Origin of the sequence: Tenacibaculum sp. IB213877, from assembly GCF_034043975.1 — a bacterium.
Classification (GTDB): Bacteria; Bacteroidota; Bacteroidia; order Flavobacteriales; family Flavobacteriaceae; genus Polaribacter.
The window spans coordinates 41,893-62,706 of sequence record NZ_JAXCHH010000011.1; the positions used below are offsets into that span (position 1 = coordinate 41,893).

Below are 20,814 nucleotides of genomic sequence, written 5' to 3' on the forward strand. Positions count from 1 at the left end.
TATGGAAAATCAAACAGTTGAAGAAGGAAAAACAATAGCTATTATTAGTTATTTAACTTGGATAGGTACTATCGTTGCGTATGCTATGAATAGCTCTAAAAAAAATTCTTTTGCCAGCTTCCATATCCGACAAATGATTGGACTAGGTATTTTACAAATAATTAATGCTTGGGTAATATATGGTTATGTTGGTGGAATGACTGGAGGAATTATCTCATTTGTTCTTTTTATTTTATGGATTATTGGATTTATAGGAGCAATTAAAGGAGAAGAAAAAAAAGTTCCTTTATTAGGAGATCAATTTCAAGAATGGTTTAAGAACGTATAATTTATATATCGAAAATATTTTATTAACCTCACAGATTTTTATATTAAAATTTGTGAGGTTTTAAATTAAAAAAACAACAATGTTACATTACATAAAAAGAGAACCTAAGGTTGCTACTAAAAATCCGCCTTTATTAATTTTATTACATGGTTATGGAAGCAATGAACAAGATTTATTTTCATTTGCTGAAGAATTACCCGATGAATTTTTAATTATTAGTGCACAAGCACCATACAGTATAGGTTATGGTGGATACGCATGGTATGCTATTAATTTTGATGATGTTAATGGGAAGTTTTCCGATTTAACTCAAGCAAGAGAATCTATTCAAAAAATAGCATCGTTTATTGATGAAATTAAAACTAAGTATAACACAAATCCTGATAAAACTTTCTTATTAGGTTTTAGTCAAGGTGCTATTTTAAGTTATGCCACCAGTTTACAATATCCGAACAAAGTACAATACGTGATTGCTTTAAGTGGTTATATTAATGAAGAATTACTTCCGGAAGATATTTCTAAAGACATTACAACAGATTATTACATTTCTCACGGAACAGTTGATCAAGTTTTACCTGTAGATTGGGCAAGAAAAGCTCCGAAAATTCTTGAAAATTTAGGGTTAGAAAGCTCCTATTCAGAATATCCTGTAGGACATGGAGTTGCTCCTCAAAATTTTTATCATTTTAAAACCTGGATTCAAGAACGTTTATAAACAAAAACTGTATTTTTGCTAAACCAAACTTAATGCTATGGGTTTTTTAAATCAAGATATTTTATACGCGTGGAGTGCGCCTTTTTTTATATTAGTAATTCTATCTGAAATGTATTTTAGCTACCGAGCTAAAGCAAAAAATTACGATTTTAAAGATACGGCTACTAATGTATATTTTGCCCTTGTAAACTTTAGCTTAGACCTATTAATGAAAGCCTTTTCTTTCTTAGTAATGGGACTTTGCTATCAATACCGAATTATTGACTGGGAAGGAAACCAAGCTTGGGCGTATTGGCTCTTAGCGTTTATAGGTCAAGATTTCTTGTATTATATACACCACTATGTAGATCATCATTCTCGTTTCTTTTGGGCAGTACACGTAACACACCATAATTCAGAATATTTTAATATTTCTACAGGCTTTAGGTCACCAGTTTTACAACCTCTTTTCCGCTATATGTTCTTTTTACCATTGGCTTTTTTAGGTGTAGAACCGTTACATATTATGTTTGCTTATGCCATGAATCAGAATTACGGTACGTTATGCCATACCAATTTTATAAAAAGTAAATTAGGCTGGTGGGGATATATTTTTGTTACACCTTCACACCACAGAGTGCACCATGCTTCAAATGTTAAGTATTTAGATAAAAACATGGGAATGGTGCTAATTATTTGGGATAGAATTTTTGGTACTTTTCAAGCTGAAGAAGACGAAACGGAATATGAAAAACTTCGATTTGGATTAACCAAACCTGTTGAAGATAAAGGACCTTTTAATATTATTTTTCATGAATGGAAAGAAATTTTTAATGATTTCTTTAGTAGAAAAAAAGACCTGCCCTTTTTTACACGATTAAAATATGTTTTTATGCCTCCAGGATGGAGTCATGATGGGAGCAGTAAAACAAGTAAACAACTTCAAGAAGAATTGAACGATAATAAAAAAGCAGCTTAAAAGCTGCTTTTTTTATTCTAAAATCTGTTGAGCGTGTTCTTTCGTTTTAACTTTTGAAATCACTTCTTCTATTATGCCTTTCTCATCAATTACAAAGGTAGTTCGGTGAATTCCATCGTATTCTCTTCCCATAAACTTTTTAGGCCCCCAAACACCAAACGCTGTAATTACTTCTTTATCTTCATCTGCTAACAAAGGAAAAGGTAATTCATTTTTAGTGATGAAATTTTGCTGACGCTTAGCACTATCTGCACTAACCCCTAAAACGTCATATCCTTTCGCTAAAAATGTTTGATAATTATCTCTTAAATTACAAGCTTCAGTAGTGCATCCGGGGGTTGATGCTTTAGGATAAAAGAACAATACTAATTTTTTTCCTTTATAATCAGTAAGCTTAATAGTATTTCCGTTTTGGTCTTTAGCTTCAAAATTAGGCGCTTTATCTCCAACCTTTAATGTAGTCATCTTTTACTAGTTTTAAAAGTCTAAAAATACAAAGTTTAAAAAGTTCTTTCAAGTTTACTTTTAAAAAATAATAATTAGAAAGTTTGTTTGCTTTCAACTTTTTAACTTTACAACTTTATAACTCATAAAAATATGACCAAAGCCGAAAAAGTAACATTTGTAATTGACACGCTTGAAAAATTATATCCAGAAACTCCAATTCCGTTAGATCATAAAGATCCGTACACTTTATTAATAGCCGTTTTGATGTCTGCACAAAGTACAGACGAACGTGTAAACACCATCACTCCTCTTTTATTTGAAAAAGCTGATAATCCGTACGATATGATAAAATTATCTGTGGATGAAATTAGAGAAATTATTAAACCCGTAGGCTTATCTCCCATGAAGTCAAAAGGAATCTATGGCTTATCTAAAATTTTGATTGAAAAACATAACGGAGAAGTTCCTGCTAACTTTGAAGCTTTAGAAGAATTACCTGCAGTAGGACATAAAACGGCAAGTGTGGTAATGGCACAGGCATTTAATATTCCTGCTTTTCCGGTAGACACGCACATTCATAGGCTAATGTATCGTTGGAATTTATCTAACGGTAAAAGTGTTGCCCAAACAGAAAAAGACGCTAAGCGTTTATTTCCAAAAGAACTTTGGAATAAGTTACACTTGCAAATTATTTATTACGGACGAGAATACTCTCCTGCTCGCGGGTGGAATTTAGATAATGATAGTATTACCAAAACCATTGGAAGAAAATCTGTTATAGATGAATACTACAAAAAGAAGAAATAAAAAAGCTTCAGTTTTTATACTGAAGCTTTTCCACTCTTAATTCAAATTCAATTCAATGAGAACGTTTGGTTTAGGTGCATAGACTTTAGTGGATTTTGAAAAGTCTAATAAAAATTGAATTGTTTCTTTTTTAGGTTTCATCTGATAATCAGATGGTTTTTTAGTGTAAATTTGCATCATATATTGCCCTTTAGTATTTGTTTTTCAACTACATAACGATGCTTTTTTCTATTTATTGTTAGTTTACTAAAATTATTTTATTTTTTTCTATAATTTTTCTCAAATTTATTAGCGCATAACGCATTCTTCCTAAAGCTGTATTGATACTTACACCCGTAGCTTCTGATATTTCATTAAAGCTCATATCCATATAAATACGCATTTTAAGCACCTCTCTTTGCTCTTCTGGTAATTCTTCGACTAATTCTCGTACATCAGAAAGTATTTGATCTTTTATAAGCTGCTTCTCTGCATTCAACTCATTATCACTCAATACAGAAAAAATATCAAACTCATCTGTATTGTTAAACGAAGGCATCCTATTTGATTTTCTAAAATGATCAATAATTAAATTATGAGCAATACGCATTACCCAAGGTAAAAATTTACCTTCTTCATTATAATTACCTCTTTTTAGAGTTCTAATCACTTTAATAAAGGTATCTTGAAAAATATCTTCAGTAACATCTCTATTATGCACCTTGCTATAAATAAAACTATAAATTTTTTGCTGATGTCTTTTGATTAGGTATTCTAACGCTAGCTCTCTACCATTAACATAATCTCTTACCAAAATGCTGTCTTGGGCTACATTTTTATACATAATAATTACTTTTTGTGAAAAGCACAGAACTTTTCAATTAGGGATTTAAATATTAAAAAAAAGTAATTTTTATGTATAGGCTTTTGTTTATAAATTGATTATGAGAGACAAATATCAATTATTTTATGCTAATTAACAAATAATATTTTAAGATAATTAAGTAATTAAAGAAAATGTAATGTTTTTTTTAAACTCTCTATTCTTAAATTTAATTGTAAAAGTGGTAATTTTGATACTTATTTTTTAAGAGCATATGACAGACGTATCTACCATCAATCCAAAAGAAAATATTATTATTAAAGGAGCTAAACTGCACAATCTTAAAAATATTGATGTAGTTATTCCGCGTAATAAGCTAGTTGTTATTACCGGACTTTCTGGTTCAGGAAAATCTTCTTTGGCTTTTGACACTTTGTATGCAGAAGGTCAGCGTAGATATGTAGAAAGCTTATCATCATATGCTCGTCAGTTTTTAGGAAAACTCAACAAACCTAAGGTAGATTATATTAAAGGAATTGCTCCTGCCATTGCTATTGAACAAAAGGTAAACGCTACCAACCCCAGATCAACAGTAGGAACCTCCACAGAAATTTACGATTATATAAAATTATTATTTGCCAGAATTGGTAAAACCTACTCTCCTATTTCTGGAAAAGAGGTAAAAAAGCATACGGTATCAGATGTAATCAATCATGTTAAAAAATTCGAAGAAAGAACCAAAATGCTGCTGCTGGCACCTATTACCATTCCAAAGAAGCGTGATATTGAAACTACACTACAAGTTTTGGCACAACAAGGATATGCGCGTTTAAAATATGAAAATGAAATTTTTAGAATTGATGAATTTCCTGTAAAAAACTTTAAAGAAGATTCATTAGAGCTGGTTGTAGACCGAATTGTAGTACAACATAATGAAGATTTTTACAACAGATTAGCAGACGCTGTTGAAACCGCTTTTTTTGAAGGAAAGGGCATTTGTCATATCGAAAACTTAAGTGATCATAATGTTGTTGAGTTCAGCAATAAATTTGAATTGGACGGTATAACATTTTTAGAACCCAATACGCATCTATTTAGTTTTAACAATCCGTATGGTGCTTGCCCTACTTGTGAAGGATATGGAAACGTAATTGGTATAGATGAAGATTTGGTAATTCCCAACACCGGACTATCAATTTATGAAGATGCCATTTTCCCTTTCAGAACCGATTCTTATAAAAAATATAAGAATGACCTTATTATGAATGCAGATGCTTTTGATATTCCCATCCATAAATCTTGGTTTGAACTTTCAGAAGAACAAAAAGAATTAGTTTGGAATGGAACTCGAAAATTCAGAGGTATCAACCATCTTTTTAAAACCTTAGAAGAAAAGAGTTATAAAATTCAAAACAGAGTTATGCTTTCTCGTTACCGAGGAAAAACCAAATGTACCAATTGTAACGGTAAACGCCTTCGAAAAGAAGCTAATTATGTTCAAGTATATGGCAAAACTATTTCTGACTTGGTTACAATGCCTTTAGATGAACTTGCTGATTTCTTCAAAAACATTACTCTTAACAAATATGAAGAAAAAATTGGAAAGCGCTTAATGACAGAAATTAATAATCGATTACAATTTTTAAAAGATGTAGGACTCAACTATTTAACGTTAAACAGAACCTCTAACACACTTTCAGGAGGAGAAAGTCAACGTATTAATTTAGCCACTTCATTAGGAAGTTCATTAGTAGGTTCAATGTATATTTTAGATGAGCCAAGTATTGGTCTTCATCCTAAAGACACCGAAAAACTGATAGGTGTGCTTAAAAATTTACGTGATTTAGGCAATACTGTAATTGTAGTTGAACATGATGAAGATATTATGAAGGAAGCTGATTATATTATTGATATAGGTCCGGAAGCAGGTACGTATGGAGGTGATGTGGTAGCTGAAGGAAATTTTGAAGAAATTTTAAAAGCAGATACTCTAACGGCTAAATACCTGTCAGAAAAACTAAAAATTGAGGTTCCTACTAAACGCAGAAAAACTAAAAATTTTATCAAAGTTATTGGTGCCAGAGAAAACAACTTAAAAAATATTGATGTTACTTTTCCTCTTAACAACTTAACCGTTATTACAGGTGTTTCAGGTAGTGGAAAGAGTACTTTGGTAAAAAAAATACTATATCCGGCAATGCAAAAAAAACTGATTGGGTATGGTGAAAAAGTTGGACAATACACAGCTATAGAAGGTAGCTTTGATAGTTTAAAACATGTTGAGTTTATTGATCAAAATCCTATTGGTAGATCTTCTCGTTCAAATCCGGTAACTTACATCAAAGCGTATGATGATATTCGTAAACTTCTTTCTAATCAAAAGTTATCAAAAATTAGAAATTATCAACCAAAACACTTCTCTTTTAATGTAGATGGAGGACGTTGTGAAGTGTGTAAAGGAGAAGGTGAAGTTACTATTGAAATGCAATTCATGGCAGATGTACATTTACAATGCGAAGCCTGTCAAGGAAAACGCTTTAAAAAAGAGATACTAGAGGTTACGTATGAAGGAAAATCTATAGATGATATTTTAAATATGACTATAGATGATGCAGTAGCCTTTTTCTCAGCATTTGACCAAAAGAAAATAGCATCAAAATTAAAACCTTTACAAGATGTAGGATTGGGTTATGTACAATTAGGTCAATCTTCCTCAACTTTATCGGGCGGAGAGGCACAACGAATTAAACTTGCTTCTTTCTTGGTAAAAGGAAACACAAAAGATAAAGCCTTATTTATTTTTGATGAACCCACTACAGGCTTGCATTTTCATGATATTAAAAAGCTGTTAGCCTCGTTCAATGCCCTGATTGAAAAAGGACATTCTATTGTAGTAATTGAACACAATATTGATCTAATAAAATGTGCAGACTACATCATTGATCTTGGTTTAGAAGGTGGTAAAAATGGAGGTAATTTACTTTTTGAAGGTACACCGGAAGCACTTACAAAAGTAAAAAATTCTTACACCTCAAAATACATACAATCTAAATTATAACATTTTAAAAAAACTGTAATACACTTATAAACAATAAAAAAGACACCTGTTTAATGCCATAAGTTTACTGATTTAACTATTTTTTATGTTTTTTATTAAAAAAACATTATATTTAATACCAACAAAAATTGGTGCTATGGTTATGTTAAAACCAGAAAAAGGAAGGTTGTTAATTGCTGAACCTTCAATATTGAATGATGACTCTTTTAAAAGATCCATCATCTTAATTACCGACCATTCAGAAAATAGCTCGGTAGGTTTTATATTGAACAGACCTATGGATTATGCTATCAATGACTTAGTTCCAGAATTAGACTGCAACTTTACCGTATACCAAGGCGGTCCTGTTGAACAGGATAATTTGTACTTTATACATCAAATTCCGCATTTACTAAATGATAGTATTGAGGTGGCTAAAGGTATTTATTGGGGCGGAAATTTTAATCAACTAAGAGAGTTAATTAATAAAGGAAAAATTAAAAATACAGATATTCGTTTTTTCTTAGGCTATTCTGGTTGGGGTGCGTTTCAACTTGAAGACGAATTAAATGCACATACGTGGTTTATTACTGAGAATGAATACGATAATATATTTTCTATTGATGAAGAAACTTTTTGGAAAAACAAATTGCTTCAAAGAGGAGGAAAATATAGAATTTGGGCAAATGCTCCTGCCGATATAAAAATGAATTAACTAGTAGCTTGTATTAGCTTTAAGCTATTTTGTAACTTAAAAGCTATTTCTGTTTTAAACTGCTTTTTTCTATAATTTGTAACCGATTGAACTCCAACCATAGCATTGGTAATAAATACTTCATCTGCTTTTTGTAATTCAAAAGGAGAAATGGAAGCTTCTTCAACAGTATAATCAGGGTGCTTTTGTAAAATTTCAATAATTTTTTTTCTAACAACACCTTTAATACAACCATCTGTTAATGAAGGTGTTTTAATAACTGAGTCTTTTACTATAAAAATATTACCATTAATAGCTTCAACCACATTTTTATGTTCATTCAATAAAATGCAATTGTCCATATCATTTTCATTTGCAAAAATAGCTGCTAAAGTATTTACCATCCTATTAGTCGTTTTTATGGTAGAAAGCAAACCAGAATAATTATAAAAATCTTTATACAAATCTATTTTATAAATATCTTTTGTTGAAGGTGTGTATGATTTTGCCTCAATTAAATAATCTATTTCATTAGTAGTTGGTAAGTACAAACCTCCATCTTTTCTGTAAACATTTAAACGAACTCTAATTATAGGATTTTCAATATTTTTAACCGTTTTGAGTATTTCTTCTTCTAAAAACTCTAAGGTAAACTCCATCGGAATTTTCATACGTAACATACGCATTGAAGCCATTAATCTGAAGTAATGATCTTCCCAAAACACAATTTTATTATGTTGTATTTTTATGGTTTCAAAAATACCGTCACCATATTTAAATGCTCTATTTTGATGTGTTAATTGAACATTAGAAGCAGAAATTAATGTACCATTATAGTTTATCATCAGTCAAAAAAATTTGACCGCTAAATTAGTAAATTAAAAAAGGTTAAAACATAAAAAAACCCAACATATTGTTGAGTTTTTTTATGTTTCTATGCTCCAATAAGGTGTTTCAACTCATCTATTTGATTTTCCCATAGCATTTTAGACTCTTCTACTCCCTCTTCATCATCTGCAAAGTCAGTAATAATCAATGAAACGTCTTTGGTCAATGAATCTACTTGAATTTTAAATTCAAAGTAACTTTCATCATCTTCACTTTCTACCCATTTATAGCGAATGCGCTCATCGCTTCTTTTAGATAGTATCATAGCTTCTTCCTCACTATCATCCCATATAAATGTAATCTTTTTCCCTCTAGAGTTTACGCGGTCGGCAAACCACTCTTCTAATCCAGAAGGAGTTGCAAAATATTGATACAACATAGCTGGAGAAGCATGTACGGGTATTTCTAAGTCAAATTTAACTTTACTCATTGATATTCGGTTTGTGAGGCAATATAAATAATAATTCTTTTTAAAAAAAATTTGTTTGATTACTTGGTAAAATATAAAATTGAATTATATTTGCACCCGCAATCAGGCGAGGTAGCTCAGGTGGTTAGAGCGCAGGATTCATAACCCTGAGGTCGGGGGTTCAAGTCCCCCCTTCGCTACAAAAAGCTCAAATCTTTCGATTTGAGCTTTTTTTTATTTGTTTTTCAAGCTTTTATAAATAGCTACCCTAATTTTTTCTGCAGAAATAAAACTCCAATCATAGTCTGCTACGTATTTTTGAGTAATGGTGGTATTATTTTTTACTTCTTCTAAACTTTTCCCTTTGTTAATTTCTCGCTGAACTTTATCTCGTAAATCAACCAACATATTTTTAAATGTTAAAAGTTCTTTTTTATTAGACAAGTCCATATGGCCAGGAATAATAATCGTTTCATCATCTATAATATGTAAAGCCTTATCTACCGCAGCTATATACCCATCAATACTTCCACCACTATCCAAATCTATATAAGGAAACTTTCCCTGAAAATAGGTATCTCCCATATGAAGCACATTACTATTTGTAAAATAGATATGTGAATCTCCATCAGTATGTGCATTGTGCACATGATACACTAATATGTCTTCATCTCCTAAATGAAACATCATATCATTTGTAAAGGTAATTATAGGTAACGCTTCTTTAGGTGAAGGTAGCTTTACTTTTCCTCTAACCAAACTCTCTACACTCATCCTTTTACGTACATTTTCATGAGAAACAATAATAGCGCCTTCTTTATACATATTTTCGTTGCCCCCAACATGATCTCCATGCCAATGTGTATTCATCAAGTATTTTACAGGTTTAAGAGTTATTGATTTGATAGCGGCAAGTATTTCTGGTGTTAAATGAGCGAATTTATCATCAATCATAAACACCTCATGCTCTCCAACAAAAACACCAATATTTCCTCCTGCTCCTTTAAGCATGTATATGTTATCCGTAACTTTAACCGACTCAATTTGGGGTTTCTTTTCTTGACTATATAAATGAGTTGATAACAATAAAAACAAACACATCACTTTTTTAAAATTCTTCATTTTTCTGTATTTTTTTAACCATTTTATAATGAGTTCCTATTTGTGGCACTTCAAAAGAATTACCTATAATATAAAAACCACATTTCTCATAAAAAGGGACTGCTATTTCTCTGGCATTACACCATAAGTAATTAACTTCTTTCTCTTGTAAATCGTTTACTGCATGCTCTAATAATTGTTTACCTAAACCTTTATTTCTTGCATCAGGAGATGTTGCCATTCCTCTTAGTTGATATTGTTCTCCTTCTAACCCATTTAAACTACTTTTTATAAAAGTACCAACACATAATAACTTTTCATCCAAAAAACCTCCTAAATGAAAAGTATCACTATGAACATCACTATCAAATATAAAGGGTAAATCCACCCCCCCTTCGAAGTACTTCTTTACGTAAAAAATAAGTATCTTCAGCCTTAATTTTTTTTATCAAAACTTGTATTTTTAAATTATAAATAAATACTAATGAATATCCGTTTTAAAGTTATTGAAAAGAAAGATATATTACAAATTGTCTCTCTCTTACAACAATTAAATACAACTACACCTCTACCTTTATTAAAGCAAAGAGTTTTAGAAATGGTTACTTATAAAAATTATGAGTGTATAGGTACTTTTGACAATGATAAATTGATAGGTGTATGCGGACTTTGGTATAGCATGCGTCATTATGTTGGTAAAAGTGTTGAGCCCGATCATGTAATAATTAATGATAAATATAGAGGAAAGAATATTGGTAAAAAACTCTTTACTTGGATTGAAAACCACACAAAATCAAAAGGTTGTGAAGCTATGGAATTAAATACCTATACCGGCAACCGAAAGTCTCATAAATTCTATTACAATGAAGGCTTTGAAATCTACGGATTTCATTTCGTGAAGATTACACGTGACGATAAAACTTTTTACTAATTTTCTTAAAATTTTATTTTGCTAAAGTTATAAACTGTCTTATATTTGCAACCGCTTTACTGCGGGAGTAGCTCAGTTGGTAGAGCGTCAGCCTTCCAAGCTGAATGTCGCCGGTTCGAACCCGGTCTCCCGCTCAAATTTTCACATATGCAAGCAATTGCAAAAAGCTTTACCGCGGGAGTAGCTCAGTTGGTAGAGCGTCAGCCTTCCAAGCTGAATGTCGCCGGTTCGAACCCGGTCTCCCGCTCAACAAAAAATCCGAAACATTTGTTTTGGATTTTTTTATTTGTTCAATTCTAATTTATTCCCAAAGAGCAATAAACCTGCTATAATAACTCCTAACACCACTACCAAAATGGTATGATTAGTCACAATATCAGGTCTTAATATTAAAGTTAAAATATATCCTCCAATTGCTCCTCCTAAATGAGCAGAATGCCCAATATTACCTACCTGCTTCTTCATTCCGTAAATAGAATACAATAAATATCCTACAGCAAACACATATCCTGGTAACGGAATGGGAATAGGGAACATAATCAACTCCATATCTGGATATAACATAATAGCTGAAAACACAATTCCTGAAACGGCTCCGGAAGCACCTACCGCACTATAAAAACCATCTGTTTTATGAAAGTTTAAAGAGTATAAGCTTCCAATTAATAAGCTTCCAAAGTAAATTAATAAGAAGTTTAGCGACCCAAAATTTGAAGCCACAATTCTACCAAATAAATACAGTGCATACATGTTAAATCCTAAATGAACCCAATCTACATGCAAAAATCCTGAGGTTAACATACGTATCTTTTCTCCATTCAATATACTGGAAACCTGAAATTTGTATCTATTAAAAAAAGCACTATCACCAAATCCTTTTATAGAAACCAAAACATTTACTATAATAAGGAGTAAAACTATTCTATTCATATTACAATTATACACACAAACTTAAGGAATTTCAAATGAACTTTTAACTTTAAAAAGGATTGCCGATATTTGTTAAAAATAGTGTATGCAATTAATCGGATTTCTGTTGATATATCCATTAATGTGGATTATCTCTATTCTTCCTTTTAGAATTTTATATTTTTTATCTGACCTTTTCTTTTTGGTTCTATATTATGTTGTGAGTTATAGAAAAAAACTGGTGTATAATAATTTATATATGGCTTTCTCAGAAAAAAAAGAATTTGAAGTAATTACTAAATTTCTTCACAAATTCAAAAACTATGAAATAACTAAAAAATATTTAGCCTTCATACAAAAACATATTGTAAAACAATCTGAGTTTTATCTTTGGATCCACAAAAGATTTAAACACAAAGATAAAAACCCTACTTTTGCGGCTTAATTCTTAACCATGCAGTTTATTACATTTATAGTAACATATCCTTTTATTTGGCTGTTATCTTTATTGCCAATGCGTATTTTATATCTTATTTCTGATTTTTTCTTTTTCATTTTATATTACGTTGTGGGTTATCGAAAAAAAGTAGTGTATAACAATATACAATTAGCATTTCCTGAAAAATCTGATATAGAAATAAAGAACATCACTAAAAAATTCTTTAAACATTTTACTGATCTTATTTTTGAAAGCATTAAATCTTTTACAATTTCTAAAAATGAAATGCAAAAAAGATATGTTTATAAAAATATTGATGTAATTAATACTTTAGCAAAACAAGGAAGAAGCATTGCTTTAATGGGGTCACATCATAACAACTGGGAGCTTTCTTTTGGACTTCCATTAGTAGCAAACATAGCATGTTATGGCGCTTATACTAAAATACAAAATAAGTATTTTGAAAAAGTAATCAAATCATCACGTATGCGTTTTGGGTATGATGGTGTGTATACCACCATTTTTACCAAAACCATTCAAGAGCGAGTTAAAAACAACATTCAAAGTTTATATATTTTACTAAGTGACCAGTCTCCTCAATTAAGAAAAACAAGACATTGGGCTACATTTTTAAACAATTTTGTACCTGTACATACTGGCGCAGAAATTTTAGCAAAAAAATACAACTTTGCTGTAGTAAACATGACCGTAACTAAATTAAAAAGAGGGTTTTATGAAGCGGAGTTTGAACTTTTAACAGAAGACCCTTCCCAGTATAATAATTTTGATCTAACAGAAAGATATTTACAAATAACTGAAGCTCATATACAAAAACAACCTGAGTTTTATTTATGGTCTCATAAACGTTTCAAACACAAAAACAAATACTCCTCTTGGTTAAAAAACCATAAAAAATAAAAAACCTTCTCAATAAGAGAAGGTTTTTTATTTGGGTGGAAGACCGGGTTCGAACCGGCGACCTCTGGAACCACAATCCAGCGCTCTAACCAACTGAGCTACAACCACCATTTACTTGCGGGTGCAAATATAAATCAATTTTACATTCTGACAAAAGAAAAAATTAAAATAATTCGCTCAAATTTTTCACCCCTACATAACGTTCTGAAACAAAACCTTCTGCATATTCAACTCCTACCAATCTACCCAGATCTTTTGCTCTATACTCAATACTTTCAATAAAATTTTTACTGGTAATTGGCGTTTCCGGCTCTTTACTCTTCGGATCAAAAAACTGAGAGGAATATGCCATTACCGAATCTATTTTTTGTTGCATAAACCCTGAAACATCTACTACAAAATCAGGCTCTACATTTTTCCATTGAATATAATGATATACCTGAGCAGGACGCCAATGCTGCTGTAATTTTCCGTTTTCCTCGGTTGCTATTTTTTGCAGACCACTTAAAAAACATGCATCTGATACAAGTTGACTTCCTTTTGGATGATCTATATGCCTATCATCTACCGCATTACACAACACTATATTAGGTTGGTATTTACGAATCATTTTAATAATTTCTATTTGATGTGCTTTGTCATTGGTAAAAAAACCATCTGCAAATCGTAAGTTTTCACGTACCGTTATACCTAAAATATCTTTGGCTTTTTGCGCTTCAATATCTCTTAGATCTGCTGATCCTCGAGTACCAAGCTCTCCTCGTGTTAAATCAATAATTCCTACTTTTTTTCCTAAAGAAATTTCTTTGGCAAGTGTAGCAGCACAACCCAACTCTACATCATCGGGATGCGCTCCAAAAGCTAATATATCAAGTTTCATAAATTTTGTGTACTATAACATTAAAAAGAAAATGCAAAAATAATACAATCAATAAAAAAAAGACCATTAATAGCTCTCTTATAATTTTTTTTGATCTTTAAAAAATTAAACTTTAATGGTTTTCCATTTGCCTTTTCTAAACAACCATATACCTACCACTGCAATTAAAACCTCTGCTAACGTAATTGCTATAAAAACACCTGTAGGTCCCCAATTTAAATTCACAGCTAGCAGGTAAGCTAGAGGCAATTGAAACAACCAAAAACACACTAAATTAATGTAGGTAGGTGTTTTAGTATCACCAGATCCGTTAAATGATTGTATAATTACCATACCATAGGCATAAGCTACGTATCCTGCAGTAATAATTTGCAAGCATAAAGCTCCGTAATTAACCACTTCTGGATTGGTTGAAAACCAACCTAAAAAAATAGGTGCAAAAACCATATAAATTACAGAAACAAACCCCATAAAATAAGCACAATATTTACTAGTAACCCATACCGATTTTTCTGCCCTATCTGGTTGTTGAGCACCTAAATTTTGACCGACTAAAGTAGCCGCTGCATTGCTCATACCCCACGTAGGCATCATAGTAAACATTATAATACGAATTGCAATAGTATACCCTGCTAGTATTTCGCTTCCAAATTCAGACATGATTCGCATTAAAAACACCCAACTAGATGTACCTATTAAAAATTGCCCGATTCCTCCTAAAGACACTTTTAATAAGTTAAACATTACACCTGCTTTTAACACTAAATCTTTTACCGTAATCTTTATTTTACCTACACCAAAAAACAACACCAATAATTGTGCAATAACTGCTACTCCCCTACCTGTTGTTGTGGCTATAGCTGCTCCTTCTACGCCATAAGCTGGAACAGGCCCAAGTCCGAATATAAAAATAGGATCTAAAATCAGGTTTAATCCATTTGAAAGTATTAATGTCCACATAGCTATAGATGCATTTCCTGCTCCTCTAAAAATAGCATTGATCAAAAAAAGTAACATTACAGTTACGTTACCTCCTAATAATACTTGGGTATAACCGAAACCTTCTTCAATTAAATTTGGTTCACCACCCATTAGCTGTAAAATCTCTTTCGGAAAAAGAATTCCAACAACACTAATAAGTATAGACACACCTATTCCTAAAAAAATTATTTGTACTGCGGCTTCATTAGCTCCTTTACTATCCTTTTCCCCTGTTCTTCTCGCCACTACTGCCGTTGCTGCCATGCTTAGTCCAATAGCCAATGCATATACTAACGTTAAAACCGATTCTGTTAATCCTACCGTAGCTACTGCATTTACACTTACTCTAGACACAAAAATAATGTCTACCAACGCAAATATAGATTCCATTAGCATTTCCAAAATCATAGGAATAGACAGCATAAAAATGGCTTTTTTTATGCTTCCGGTGGTAAAATCTTGTTCTTTACCTAACACCGCTTTTTTAAAAAGAGAAAATATGTTTTCTTGAGAAGTTTGATTGTTTGTTGCCATTTTAATACTTGTTTAAACTAGAAAATAGTCTTGATACAAACAAGACTTTATGAGAATAGTTTATTACTACTTTTTGGAGATGTAAACTTCAACAATCATAGGTATACAAATATGCAAAAAAATTATCTGTAGCTAATAAATAATTTCAATATCTTCGCTGTTATGATATCTGTAGCAATCATAGGCAGCGGCAATGTAGCCCATCATTTAACCAAAGCTTTTTTTAAAGCAAAAGAAGTTAATGTTGTACAAGTTTATGCCCGTCACCTTGCCAATATTGAACACCTACAAAAAAAAACAGCAGTAATTGATGATCTAAAAAAATTACGCCCTGTAGATGTGGTTATCATTGCCGTTTCAGATAATGCAATTGCAACGGTTTCTTCAAAAATACATTTACCCGGCAGTTTGGTTGTACATACTTCTGGAAGTATAGATATGAAAGAGCTGAAGAACAATGGATCTAAAGGTGTATTTTATCCTTTGCAGAGTTTTTCTAAAGATAAAGAAGTGAATTTTAAAGAAATTCCGTTTTGTTTAGAAGCAGAAAATAAAAAAGACCTAAAAGTATTAGAACAGCTAGCCTCAACTATTGGAAGAAAAATATACCCCATTACTTCAAAGCAGCGTCAACAATTACATGTTGCTGCGGTATTTGTAAACAATTTTGTAAATCATTTATACAAAATTGGGAATGATATTTGTGATGCATACCAAGTACCTTTTGAAATTTTACAGCCGTTAATACAAGAAACTGCTTTAAAAATTGAAAAATTGCCTCCTGCTCAAGCACAAACAGGACCTGCAAAAAGAAATGATACCAAAACCATAAAAAATCATTTAGATTTGCTGAAGAAAGAACAACAAGAGATTTATAAATTATTAACCAAATCAATCCAGAATGGATAGAAGTTATAAAGAAATTTTTCCGCAAATAACCACTCTAATTTTTGATGTAGACGGTGTATTGACTAACGGAATTGTAACCGTTTTTCCAGACGGACAATTAATAAGGCAAATGAACATTAAAGATGGATATGCCTTAAAAGCTGCAGTTAATGCAGGTTTGCGTGTATGTGTTATTTCCGGAGGAAAAAATGAAGGAGTTAGAACTCGACTAGAAAATTTAGGCGTAACAGATATTTACTTAAACGCTCATAATAAAATAGATCAGTTTAATGAATTAGTATCTAAATACGATTTAGATCCTGAAAACGTTATGTATATGGGAGATGATATACCAGATGTACCTGTAATGAAATTAGTGGGTATGCCTTGTTGCCCTAATGATGCTGTTAGAGAAATACAACAAATTTCTCAATATATTTCTGATAAAAAAGGTGGTGAAGGTTGTGTACGTGATGTTATTGAACAAATTTTACGGGTTCAAGGCAAGTGGCAAAGCAACTTTTATAATGCCCAAGCTTAACTTATAATTAATAAATACCAATACAATATGAAAAAATTAATTCTTACCGCATGCATTTTTACTATTTCATTATCTATAAATGCGCAAACCATTTTTGGTAAATGGGAAAACAGAGATGAAGAATCTGGCAAAGTAAATAGTGTAATTGAAGTGTATGAAAAAGATGGAAAAGCCTTTGCTAAAATTGTAGAAATTACCAATCCGGAAAGAAAAGATGCAGTTTGTGATAAATGTGATGGTGACAATAAAAACAAACCTATTTTAGGAATGGATATTTTAACTGGCTTAGAAAAAGACGGTAGTGAATGGTCTGGAGGTGAAATTTTAGATCCTAAAAAAGGGAAAGTATATAAATGTTTTATTGAATTACAAGGTAAAAACAAATTAAAAGTACGCGGGTATTTAGGTGTATCTTTATTTGGACGTACTGTTTACTGGCACAGAAAATCATAATTACCTTTATCTTAAAAAACTCCGGTGTATACACCGGAGTTTTGAGTAATTAAAAAATAATTACTGCATATAAAAAGGGGGGATCAATAAAATCTAACATACCTTTTTTTCTTGTTTGAAAAAAAATCAAACAACACCATTATTTCATGTGACCCTGAACTGTAATCGTTTATATTAGATAGTGTATGATCATATGCATACCCTATTCTTAAGGTATGTGTTATTTTAAAATTTGTTAAAAAGCTTAAGGCATCATCTAACCTATAGGAAACTCCAAATTCTACTTTTTCATTCCATAGCATATTTAAAGAAGTATCAAAAGCCACAGGGGTTCCAATCGCATATTTACATAAAAAAGAGGGCTTAACTTTTAATTTCTTATGAACATCAACAACGTAACCTGCTCCTATGTAAGTATGTATTTCTTCAGCCGAACTTATTTCTTTTTCATAATCTTGTTTAAAATGTAACGTTCTAATAAAGTTAGGAACCGATATACTAAGGTAAAAGCGTTCATTATAGGCTAACATTCCTACACCCATGGCAGGATATCCTTTATTTTTGTTACTACTAAATACAACATCTCTATCATCCGCTTGGTTTAGATCAACCAACCCAATATTTTGAAAAATAACTCCTCCTTTTATTCCTAATCCTAATTTTATACTTTCTGTAAGGTTAATTCTATATGAAAAATCAATATTTGCAAACGTTTCATTAACGGGCCCCATTTTATCATTTATTAATGAAAAACCTAAACCTAAATCTTCATCTACTTTTCCATGTATAAAAGCAGTATAGGTTTCGGGGGCTCCTTTAACCCCTACCCATTGTTTTCTTCCCAAAAAACCAATACTCAACACATCTTCAAACCCTGCGTATGCGGGATTTACAATACTCATATTATACATATATTGCGTGTATTGTGGCTCTTGTTGTGCTTTTACAGTAAAAAGAGTTAACATACATATTGCTATAATTATCCTCTTCATTATCATCAATCTTTTTTAATATGTTTTGTTACGTCTTTTCTTAATTTAATCTATTAATACGTGTTTTTTTAGAAAGCAATGGTTTCACTAATTTTACGAATCAATGTAACCTCTAAAATATTTTAAACACTATTCATATTTTAGTAGAAAAGAATCTGTAATTGAAATTTTTATAGTCTTACTTATATTTGGTGGGAACGTCATAAACTTGTTTAATCGGTATAATATAATAAGGAAAATGTACTCTTAAATTTTTTATTATTAACTTGACTGCAAGGTATTTATTTTTCGATGTTTTCTATTTTTCTTTCGATGAAAGGACAAAATGTAACGATAAACGGAAGTTTTTAAATCGACTATTTGCTTTCTTTTGCAGGATATGAAAGAAGCTATTTTTAATTTTAATCCTAAAAATAAAATTCACATCAAAAGGTCTTATCAATCCCTGCTTTATATGATTTTTATACTAAGCTCTAAATAATAGAGAAACAAATTACTTCACTCGTGCCTCTCTCCTAATGTGATGATTAAGCTCGAAATGACATCAAAATAAAGGGTAAAAAACCATTAATTCACCTCAAAATTCACACTTTTTCACTCCTCAAACACCCTTTTTTATTGGGTCAAGGAGGAACTTTTACTGCATCAAGATGCAATTTTCATTCGGTCAAGGTGAATAATCGCTGTTTTTGGACAAAAAAAAGCTCGAGTCCGGGAAAACTCGAGCCTAACGTCATAGTAATGACTACAAAAAACCTTGCTAACTAGCTTTTTGATACGTAAGATTACTTAGTAATTTACGTAAACGCTTTGCGGGTCTAAAAAGAATACGCGATTTGGTAATAGCATTAGCATTTACCTCCTCTATGGTATCAAACCCTTCAGAGCTAATGCCAACTTGAAAATTACCTAATTTGCCTAAACGTACTATACGCCCTTGCTTTAGCTCTCGGATGATGTTTTCTTCTAAAATGTTCAACACCGCAATACAATCGGTTTCTGTAACCGTACATTGCGCAGAAATTAACTCTGCCATGGTTTCTAAATTGGTAGCACCATTAGCTACTACACTTGCATAATACTTCTCGGGAGCGGCCAAGTCCCTCGGATTTTTTCTAGCCATTGTTTTGAACTTAATGCTCATACAATAAATATTAAATTATTAAAATAAACTTGTGGCATTACCTAAGTAACTGACCAACAACACAATATTAACACATATTTTTCAAAAAAAAATATTAATCTATTAACTACTTATTCACTATTTAATTCACGTTTATTGGTTCTATTTTTCACACTTATTTCCTGTAAAACTAAGTGGTACAGCATATTTCATTTGCTGTTATTTTCTATTTAGTAACAACTAATTCACAACTTTTTGATAATAAATACTATACAGCAAAAAATAATTTTAGGTCGCAACAGACATATACCCAAAAAAGCCTCACTATACAGTGAGGCTTTTTGAGCAAAAAAACTACTAATTGCTACATTAAAAACTAAAACCTAAATTTATGTATGAAACTAACTATTATTAAATATTACAAAGGATAATTTAAATTACATATATAAGATGCTGTTGACTTTTTAAATAGCATAAAACGAGGAAGTTGATTGCTTATTAAAATTTCTATTAATCTACTACAAACCCTTCGAGATAAATTAAGATACAATTCATTGATCCCCCCTCTTTTTATGCTATTAGTTATTGTTTTAAATAATACTATTGAATCATTTAGCGAATTTAAAGTTTCAATATCATCATTATAATTATTGAATTTTGAAAATGTTTTTGCATTCATATACCCTATATAATCTATATCTTCTTTAGTAAATAAATATCGAGCCCCAGCTTTTATGGCTCCTAATTTTCCTTTATTTACTTTTATATCAATTACACTAACTTTATGTGGTATTTGTTTTTTTATTTCATTTAATATTTCTAGAGTATTATCAGTACTACCATCATTAACAAAACAAACATGACAGTTTTCTTTCATTATTATAAATTGAACAAAAACTTCTTTATTAATTTCTTTTTCTTCATTATAACACGGTATGATAATTCCTATATTCATAATTTGTAGTTTTGTATTGTTGTTTCAAAAGTACTGTGTTATATAGCTGATTTTTATTTTATTCGATAATTAAAAAAGTTTAAT

General features: G+C 31.1%; 23 protein-coding genes and 4 tRNA genes. 14 read left to right on the top strand and 13 right to left on the bottom strand.

All coding sequences use genetic code 11. From position 1 onward, the window contains the following. Window position 1: 1 nt before the first annotated feature. From SLH33_RS11765 to SLH33_RS11775, 3 genes are all read left to right on the top strand, one after another. Complete coding sequence (locus tag SLH33_RS11765; RefSeq protein ID WP_320419308.1) at window positions 2-328, top strand: hypothetical protein; 327 nt, start codon at window positions 2-4, stop codon at window positions 326-328. Between the two features lie 79 nt (window positions 329-407). Then, on the top strand, window positions 408-1,043 hold the full coding sequence (locus SLH33_RS11770) for an alpha/beta hydrolase (RefSeq protein ID WP_320419309.1): 636 nt from the start codon (window positions 408-410) through the stop codon (window positions 1,041-1,043). A 37-nt stretch (window positions 1,044-1,080) separates the two neighbouring features. Further along, window positions 1,081-2,001, top strand: a complete 921-nt coding sequence (locus SLH33_RS11775) for a sterol desaturase family protein (RefSeq protein ID WP_320419310.1) — start codon at window positions 1,081-1,083, stop codon at window positions 1,999-2,001. A 12-nt stretch (window positions 2,002-2,013) separates the two neighbouring features. On the opposite strand, the gene bcp is transcribed toward SLH33_RS11775, so the two are convergent. Continuing rightward, the gene (bcp, locus tag SLH33_RS11780; protein WP_320419311.1) at window positions 2,014-2,466 is read right to left on the bottom strand and encodes a thioredoxin-dependent thiol peroxidase; all 453 of its coding nucleotides are present in this window, start codon (window positions 2,464-2,466) and stop codon (window positions 2,014-2,016) included. A gap of 132 nt (window positions 2,467-2,598) precedes the next feature. Between bcp and SLH33_RS11785 the strand changes: the two genes are divergently transcribed. Further along, complete coding sequence (locus SLH33_RS11785) at window positions 2,599-3,255, top strand: endonuclease III (RefSeq protein ID WP_320419312.1); 657 nt, start codon at window positions 2,599-2,601, stop codon at window positions 3,253-3,255. A 238-nt stretch (window positions 3,256-3,493) separates the two neighbouring features. On the opposite strand, the gene SLH33_RS11790 is transcribed toward SLH33_RS11785, so the two are convergent. Next, on the bottom strand, window positions 3,494-4,078 hold the full coding sequence (locus SLH33_RS11790; protein WP_320419313.1) for an RNA polymerase sigma factor: 585 nt from the start codon (window positions 4,076-4,078) through the stop codon (window positions 3,494-3,496). Window positions 4,079-4,331: 253 nt separating this feature from the next. Between SLH33_RS11790 and uvrA the strand changes: the two genes are divergently transcribed. After that, window positions 4,332-7,115 carry an excinuclease ABC subunit UvrA gene (gene uvrA / locus SLH33_RS11795; protein WP_320419314.1) on the top strand — a complete coding sequence of 928 codons (2,784 nt, stop codon included), beginning with the start codon at window positions 4,332-4,334 and terminating at the stop codon, window positions 7,113-7,115. 136 nt (window positions 7,116-7,251) lie between these two features. Then, window positions 7,252-7,809, top strand: a complete 558-nt coding sequence (locus SLH33_RS11800) for a YqgE/AlgH family protein (protein ID WP_320419346.1) — start codon at window positions 7,252-7,254, stop codon at window positions 7,807-7,809. Here SLH33_RS11800 and SLH33_RS11805 read toward each other — a convergent pair. Together SLH33_RS11805 and SLH33_RS11810 are read right to left on the bottom strand one after the other, a co-directional pair. Beyond that, entirely contained in the window at window positions 7,806-8,633 is an 828-nt protein-coding gene (locus SLH33_RS11805; RefSeq protein WP_320419315.1) for an aminotransferase class IV, read from the bottom strand. The two genes, SLH33_RS11800 and SLH33_RS11805, sit on opposite strands and share 4 nt — an antisense overlap. Before the next feature lie 89 nt (window positions 8,634-8,722). Further along, the gene (locus tag SLH33_RS11810) at window positions 8,723-9,106 is read right to left on the bottom strand and encodes an START-like domain-containing protein (protein ID WP_320419316.1); all 384 of its coding nucleotides are present in this window, start codon (window positions 9,104-9,106) and stop codon (window positions 8,723-8,725) included. Between the two features lie 105 nt (window positions 9,107-9,211). On the opposite strand from SLH33_RS11810, the gene SLH33_RS11815 reads away from it, so the two are divergent. Next, window positions 9,212-9,285: transfer RNA gene (locus SLH33_RS11815), tRNA-Met, on the top strand. Window positions 9,286-9,319: 34 nt separating this feature from the next. On the opposite strand, the gene SLH33_RS11820 is transcribed toward SLH33_RS11815, so the two are convergent. Together SLH33_RS11820 and SLH33_RS11825 are read right to left on the bottom strand one after the other, a co-directional pair. Beyond that, complete coding sequence (locus SLH33_RS11820; protein ID WP_320419317.1) at window positions 9,320-10,207, bottom strand: MBL fold metallo-hydrolase; 888 nt, start codon at window positions 10,205-10,207, stop codon at window positions 9,320-9,322. Next, entirely contained in the window at window positions 10,194-10,574 is a 381-nt protein-coding gene (locus tag SLH33_RS11825) for a GNAT family N-acetyltransferase (RefSeq protein WP_320419318.1), read from the bottom strand. The genes SLH33_RS11820 and SLH33_RS11825 overlap by 14 nt, the downstream gene beginning before the upstream one ends. A 96-nt stretch (window positions 10,575-10,670) precedes the next feature. On the opposite strand from SLH33_RS11825, the gene SLH33_RS11830 reads away from it, so the two are divergent. The 3 genes from SLH33_RS11830 to SLH33_RS11840 all read left to right on the top strand — a co-directional run bounded on the left by SLH33_RS11830 (window position 10,671) and on the right by SLH33_RS11840 (window position 11,364). Further along, entirely contained in the window at window positions 10,671-11,117 is a 447-nt protein-coding gene (locus SLH33_RS11830) for a GNAT family N-acetyltransferase (protein WP_320419319.1), read from the top strand. 61 nt (window positions 11,118-11,178) lie between these two features. Next, window positions 11,179-11,251: transfer RNA gene (locus SLH33_RS11835), tRNA-Gly, on the top strand. A 40-nt stretch (window positions 11,252-11,291) separates the two neighbouring features. Beyond that, window positions 11,292-11,364, top strand: a tRNA-Gly gene (locus tag SLH33_RS11840). Between the two features lie 35 nt (window positions 11,365-11,399). Here the strand turns inward: SLH33_RS11840 and SLH33_RS11845 are convergent. Then, window positions 11,400-12,047 carry a rhomboid family intramembrane serine protease gene (locus SLH33_RS11845; RefSeq protein WP_320419321.1) on the bottom strand — a complete coding sequence of 216 codons (648 nt, stop codon included), beginning with the start codon at window positions 12,045-12,047 and terminating at the stop codon, window positions 11,400-11,402. 433 nt (window positions 12,048-12,480) lie between these two features. Here SLH33_RS11845 and SLH33_RS11850 point away from each other — a divergent pair, with 433 nt between their 5' ends. Then, window positions 12,481-13,383 carry a lysophospholipid acyltransferase family protein gene (locus SLH33_RS11850; RefSeq protein WP_320419322.1) on the top strand — a complete coding sequence of 301 codons (903 nt, stop codon included), beginning with the start codon at window positions 12,481-12,483 and terminating at the stop codon, window positions 13,381-13,383. 33 nt (window positions 13,384-13,416) lie between these two features. Here the strand turns inward: SLH33_RS11850 and SLH33_RS11855 are convergent. The 3 genes from SLH33_RS11855 to SLH33_RS11865 form a co-directional block, all read right to left on the bottom strand. Next, window positions 13,417-13,492: transfer RNA gene (locus tag SLH33_RS11855), tRNA-His, on the bottom strand. Between the two features lie 54 nt (window positions 13,493-13,546). Continuing rightward, window positions 13,547-14,263: a bacillithiol biosynthesis deacetylase BshB1 gene (bshB1, locus tag SLH33_RS11860; RefSeq protein ID WP_320419323.1), complete on the bottom strand. Its 717-nt coding sequence runs from the start codon at window positions 14,261-14,263 to the stop codon at window positions 13,547-13,549. Between the two features lie 105 nt (window positions 14,264-14,368). After that, entirely contained in the window at window positions 14,369-15,778 is a 1,410-nt protein-coding gene (locus tag SLH33_RS11865; protein WP_320419324.1) for an MATE family efflux transporter, read from the bottom strand. Window positions 15,779-15,940: 162 nt separating this feature from the next. Here SLH33_RS11865 and SLH33_RS11870 point away from each other — a divergent pair, with 162 nt between their 5' ends. The 3 genes from SLH33_RS11870 to SLH33_RS11880 are packed head-to-tail and all read left to right on the top strand — an operon-like array spanning window position 15,941 to window position 17,660. Next, on the top strand, window positions 15,941-16,687 hold the full coding sequence (locus tag SLH33_RS11870; protein ID WP_320419325.1) for a Rossmann-like and DUF2520 domain-containing protein: 747 nt from the start codon (window positions 15,941-15,943) through the stop codon (window positions 16,685-16,687). Beyond that, window positions 16,680-17,207 carry a KdsC family phosphatase gene (locus tag SLH33_RS11875; RefSeq protein ID WP_320419326.1) on the top strand — a complete coding sequence of 176 codons (528 nt, stop codon included), beginning with the start codon at window positions 16,680-16,682 and terminating at the stop codon, window positions 17,205-17,207. The genes SLH33_RS11870 and SLH33_RS11875 overlap by 8 nt, the downstream gene beginning before the upstream one ends. A gap of 27 nt (window positions 17,208-17,234) precedes the next feature. Beyond that, window positions 17,235-17,660: a DUF2147 domain-containing protein gene (locus tag SLH33_RS11880; protein ID WP_320419327.1), complete on the top strand. Its 426-nt coding sequence runs from the start codon at window positions 17,235-17,237 to the stop codon at window positions 17,658-17,660. A gap of 83 nt (window positions 17,661-17,743) precedes the next feature. Here the strand turns inward: SLH33_RS11880 and SLH33_RS11885 are convergent, their stop codons facing one another. The 3 genes from SLH33_RS11885 to SLH33_RS11895 all read right to left on the bottom strand — a co-directional run bounded on the left by SLH33_RS11885 (window position 17,744) and on the right by SLH33_RS11895 (window position 20,730). Further along, window positions 17,744-18,652, bottom strand: coding sequence for a type IX secretion system membrane protein PorP/SprF (locus tag SLH33_RS11885; RefSeq protein ID WP_320419328.1), 909 nt, complete (start codon window positions 18,650-18,652; stop codon window positions 17,744-17,746). Between the two features lie 760 nt (window positions 18,653-19,412). After that, the gene (locus tag SLH33_RS11890; protein WP_320419329.1) at window positions 19,413-19,796 is read right to left on the bottom strand and encodes an HU family DNA-binding protein; all 384 of its coding nucleotides are present in this window, start codon (window positions 19,794-19,796) and stop codon (window positions 19,413-19,415) included. A 397-nt stretch (window positions 19,797-20,193) separates the two neighbouring features. Continuing rightward, on the bottom strand, window positions 20,194-20,730 hold the full coding sequence (locus tag SLH33_RS11895) for a glycosyltransferase (protein WP_320419330.1): 537 nt from the start codon (window positions 20,728-20,730) through the stop codon (window positions 20,194-20,196). Window positions 20,731-20,814: the final 84 nt, after the last annotated feature.

Bases quoted from the DNA above. Each gene is read 5' to 3' on its own strand.
- SLH33_RS11765 (WP_320419308.1), top strand. From the start codon at position 2: ATGGAAAATCAAACAGTTGAAGAAGGAAAAACAATAGCTATTATTAGT.
- SLH33_RS11890 (WP_320419329.1), bottom strand. From the start codon at position 19,796: ATGAGCATTAAGTTCAAAACAATGGCTAGAAAAAATCCGAGGGACTTG.
- SLH33_RS11865 (WP_320419324.1), bottom strand. From the start codon at position 15,778: ATGGCAACAAACAATCAAACTTCTCAAGAAAACATATTTTCTCTTTTT.
- SLH33_RS11875 (WP_320419326.1), top strand. From the start codon at position 16,680: ATGGATAGAAGTTATAAAGAAATTTTTCCGCAAATAACCACTCTAATT.
- SLH33_RS11895 (WP_320419330.1), bottom strand. From the start codon at position 20,730: ATGAATATAGGAATTATCATACCGTGTTATAATGAAGAAAAAGAAATT.
- uvrA (WP_320419314.1), top strand. From the start codon at position 4,332: ATGACAGACGTATCTACCATCAATCCAAAAGAAAATATTATTATTAAA.
- SLH33_RS11885 (WP_320419328.1), bottom strand. From the start codon at position 18,652: ATGAAGAGGATAATTATAGCAATATGTATGTTAACTCTTTTTACTGTA.
- SLH33_RS11785 (WP_320419312.1), top strand. From the start codon at position 2,599: ATGACCAAAGCCGAAAAAGTAACATTTGTAATTGACACGCTTGAAAAA.
- SLH33_RS11775 (WP_320419310.1), top strand. From the start codon at position 1,081: ATGGGTTTTTTAAATCAAGATATTTTATACGCGTGGAGTGCGCCTTTT.
- SLH33_RS11870 (WP_320419325.1), top strand. From the start codon at position 15,941: ATGATATCTGTAGCAATCATAGGCAGCGGCAATGTAGCCCATCATTTA.
- SLH33_RS11850 (WP_320419322.1), top strand. From the start codon at position 12,481: ATGCAGTTTATTACATTTATAGTAACATATCCTTTTATTTGGCTGTTA.
- SLH33_RS11800 (WP_320419346.1), top strand. From the start codon at position 7,252: ATGGTTATGTTAAAACCAGAAAAAGGAAGGTTGTTAATTGCTGAACCT.
- SLH33_RS11790 (WP_320419313.1), bottom strand. From the start codon at position 4,078: ATGTATAAAAATGTAGCCCAAGACAGCATTTTGGTAAGAGATTATGTT.
- bcp (WP_320419311.1), bottom strand. From the start codon at position 2,466: ATGACTACATTAAAGGTTGGAGATAAAGCGCCTAATTTTGAAGCTAAA.
- SLH33_RS11830 (WP_320419319.1), top strand. From the start codon at position 10,671: ATGAATATCCGTTTTAAAGTTATTGAAAAGAAAGATATATTACAAATT.
- SLH33_RS11845 (WP_320419321.1), bottom strand. From the start codon at position 12,047: ATGAATAGAATAGTTTTACTCCTTATTATAGTAAATGTTTTGGTTTCT.
- SLH33_RS11880 (WP_320419327.1), top strand. From the start codon at position 17,235: ATGAAAAAATTAATTCTTACCGCATGCATTTTTACTATTTCATTATCT.
- SLH33_RS11820 (WP_320419317.1), bottom strand. From the start codon at position 10,207: ATGAAGAATTTTAAAAAAGTGATGTGTTTGTTTTTATTGTTATCAACT.
- bshB1 (WP_320419323.1), bottom strand. From the start codon at position 14,263: ATGAAACTTGATATATTAGCTTTTGGAGCGCATCCCGATGATGTAGAG.
- SLH33_RS11805 (WP_320419315.1), bottom strand. From the start codon at position 8,633: ATGATAAACTATAATGGTACATTAATTTCTGCTTCTAATGTTCAATTA.
- SLH33_RS11770 (WP_320419309.1), top strand. From the start codon at position 408: ATGTTACATTACATAAAAAGAGAACCTAAGGTTGCTACTAAAAATCCG.
- SLH33_RS11810 (WP_320419316.1), bottom strand. From the start codon at position 9,106: ATGAGTAAAGTTAAATTTGACTTAGAAATACCCGTACATGCTTCTCCA.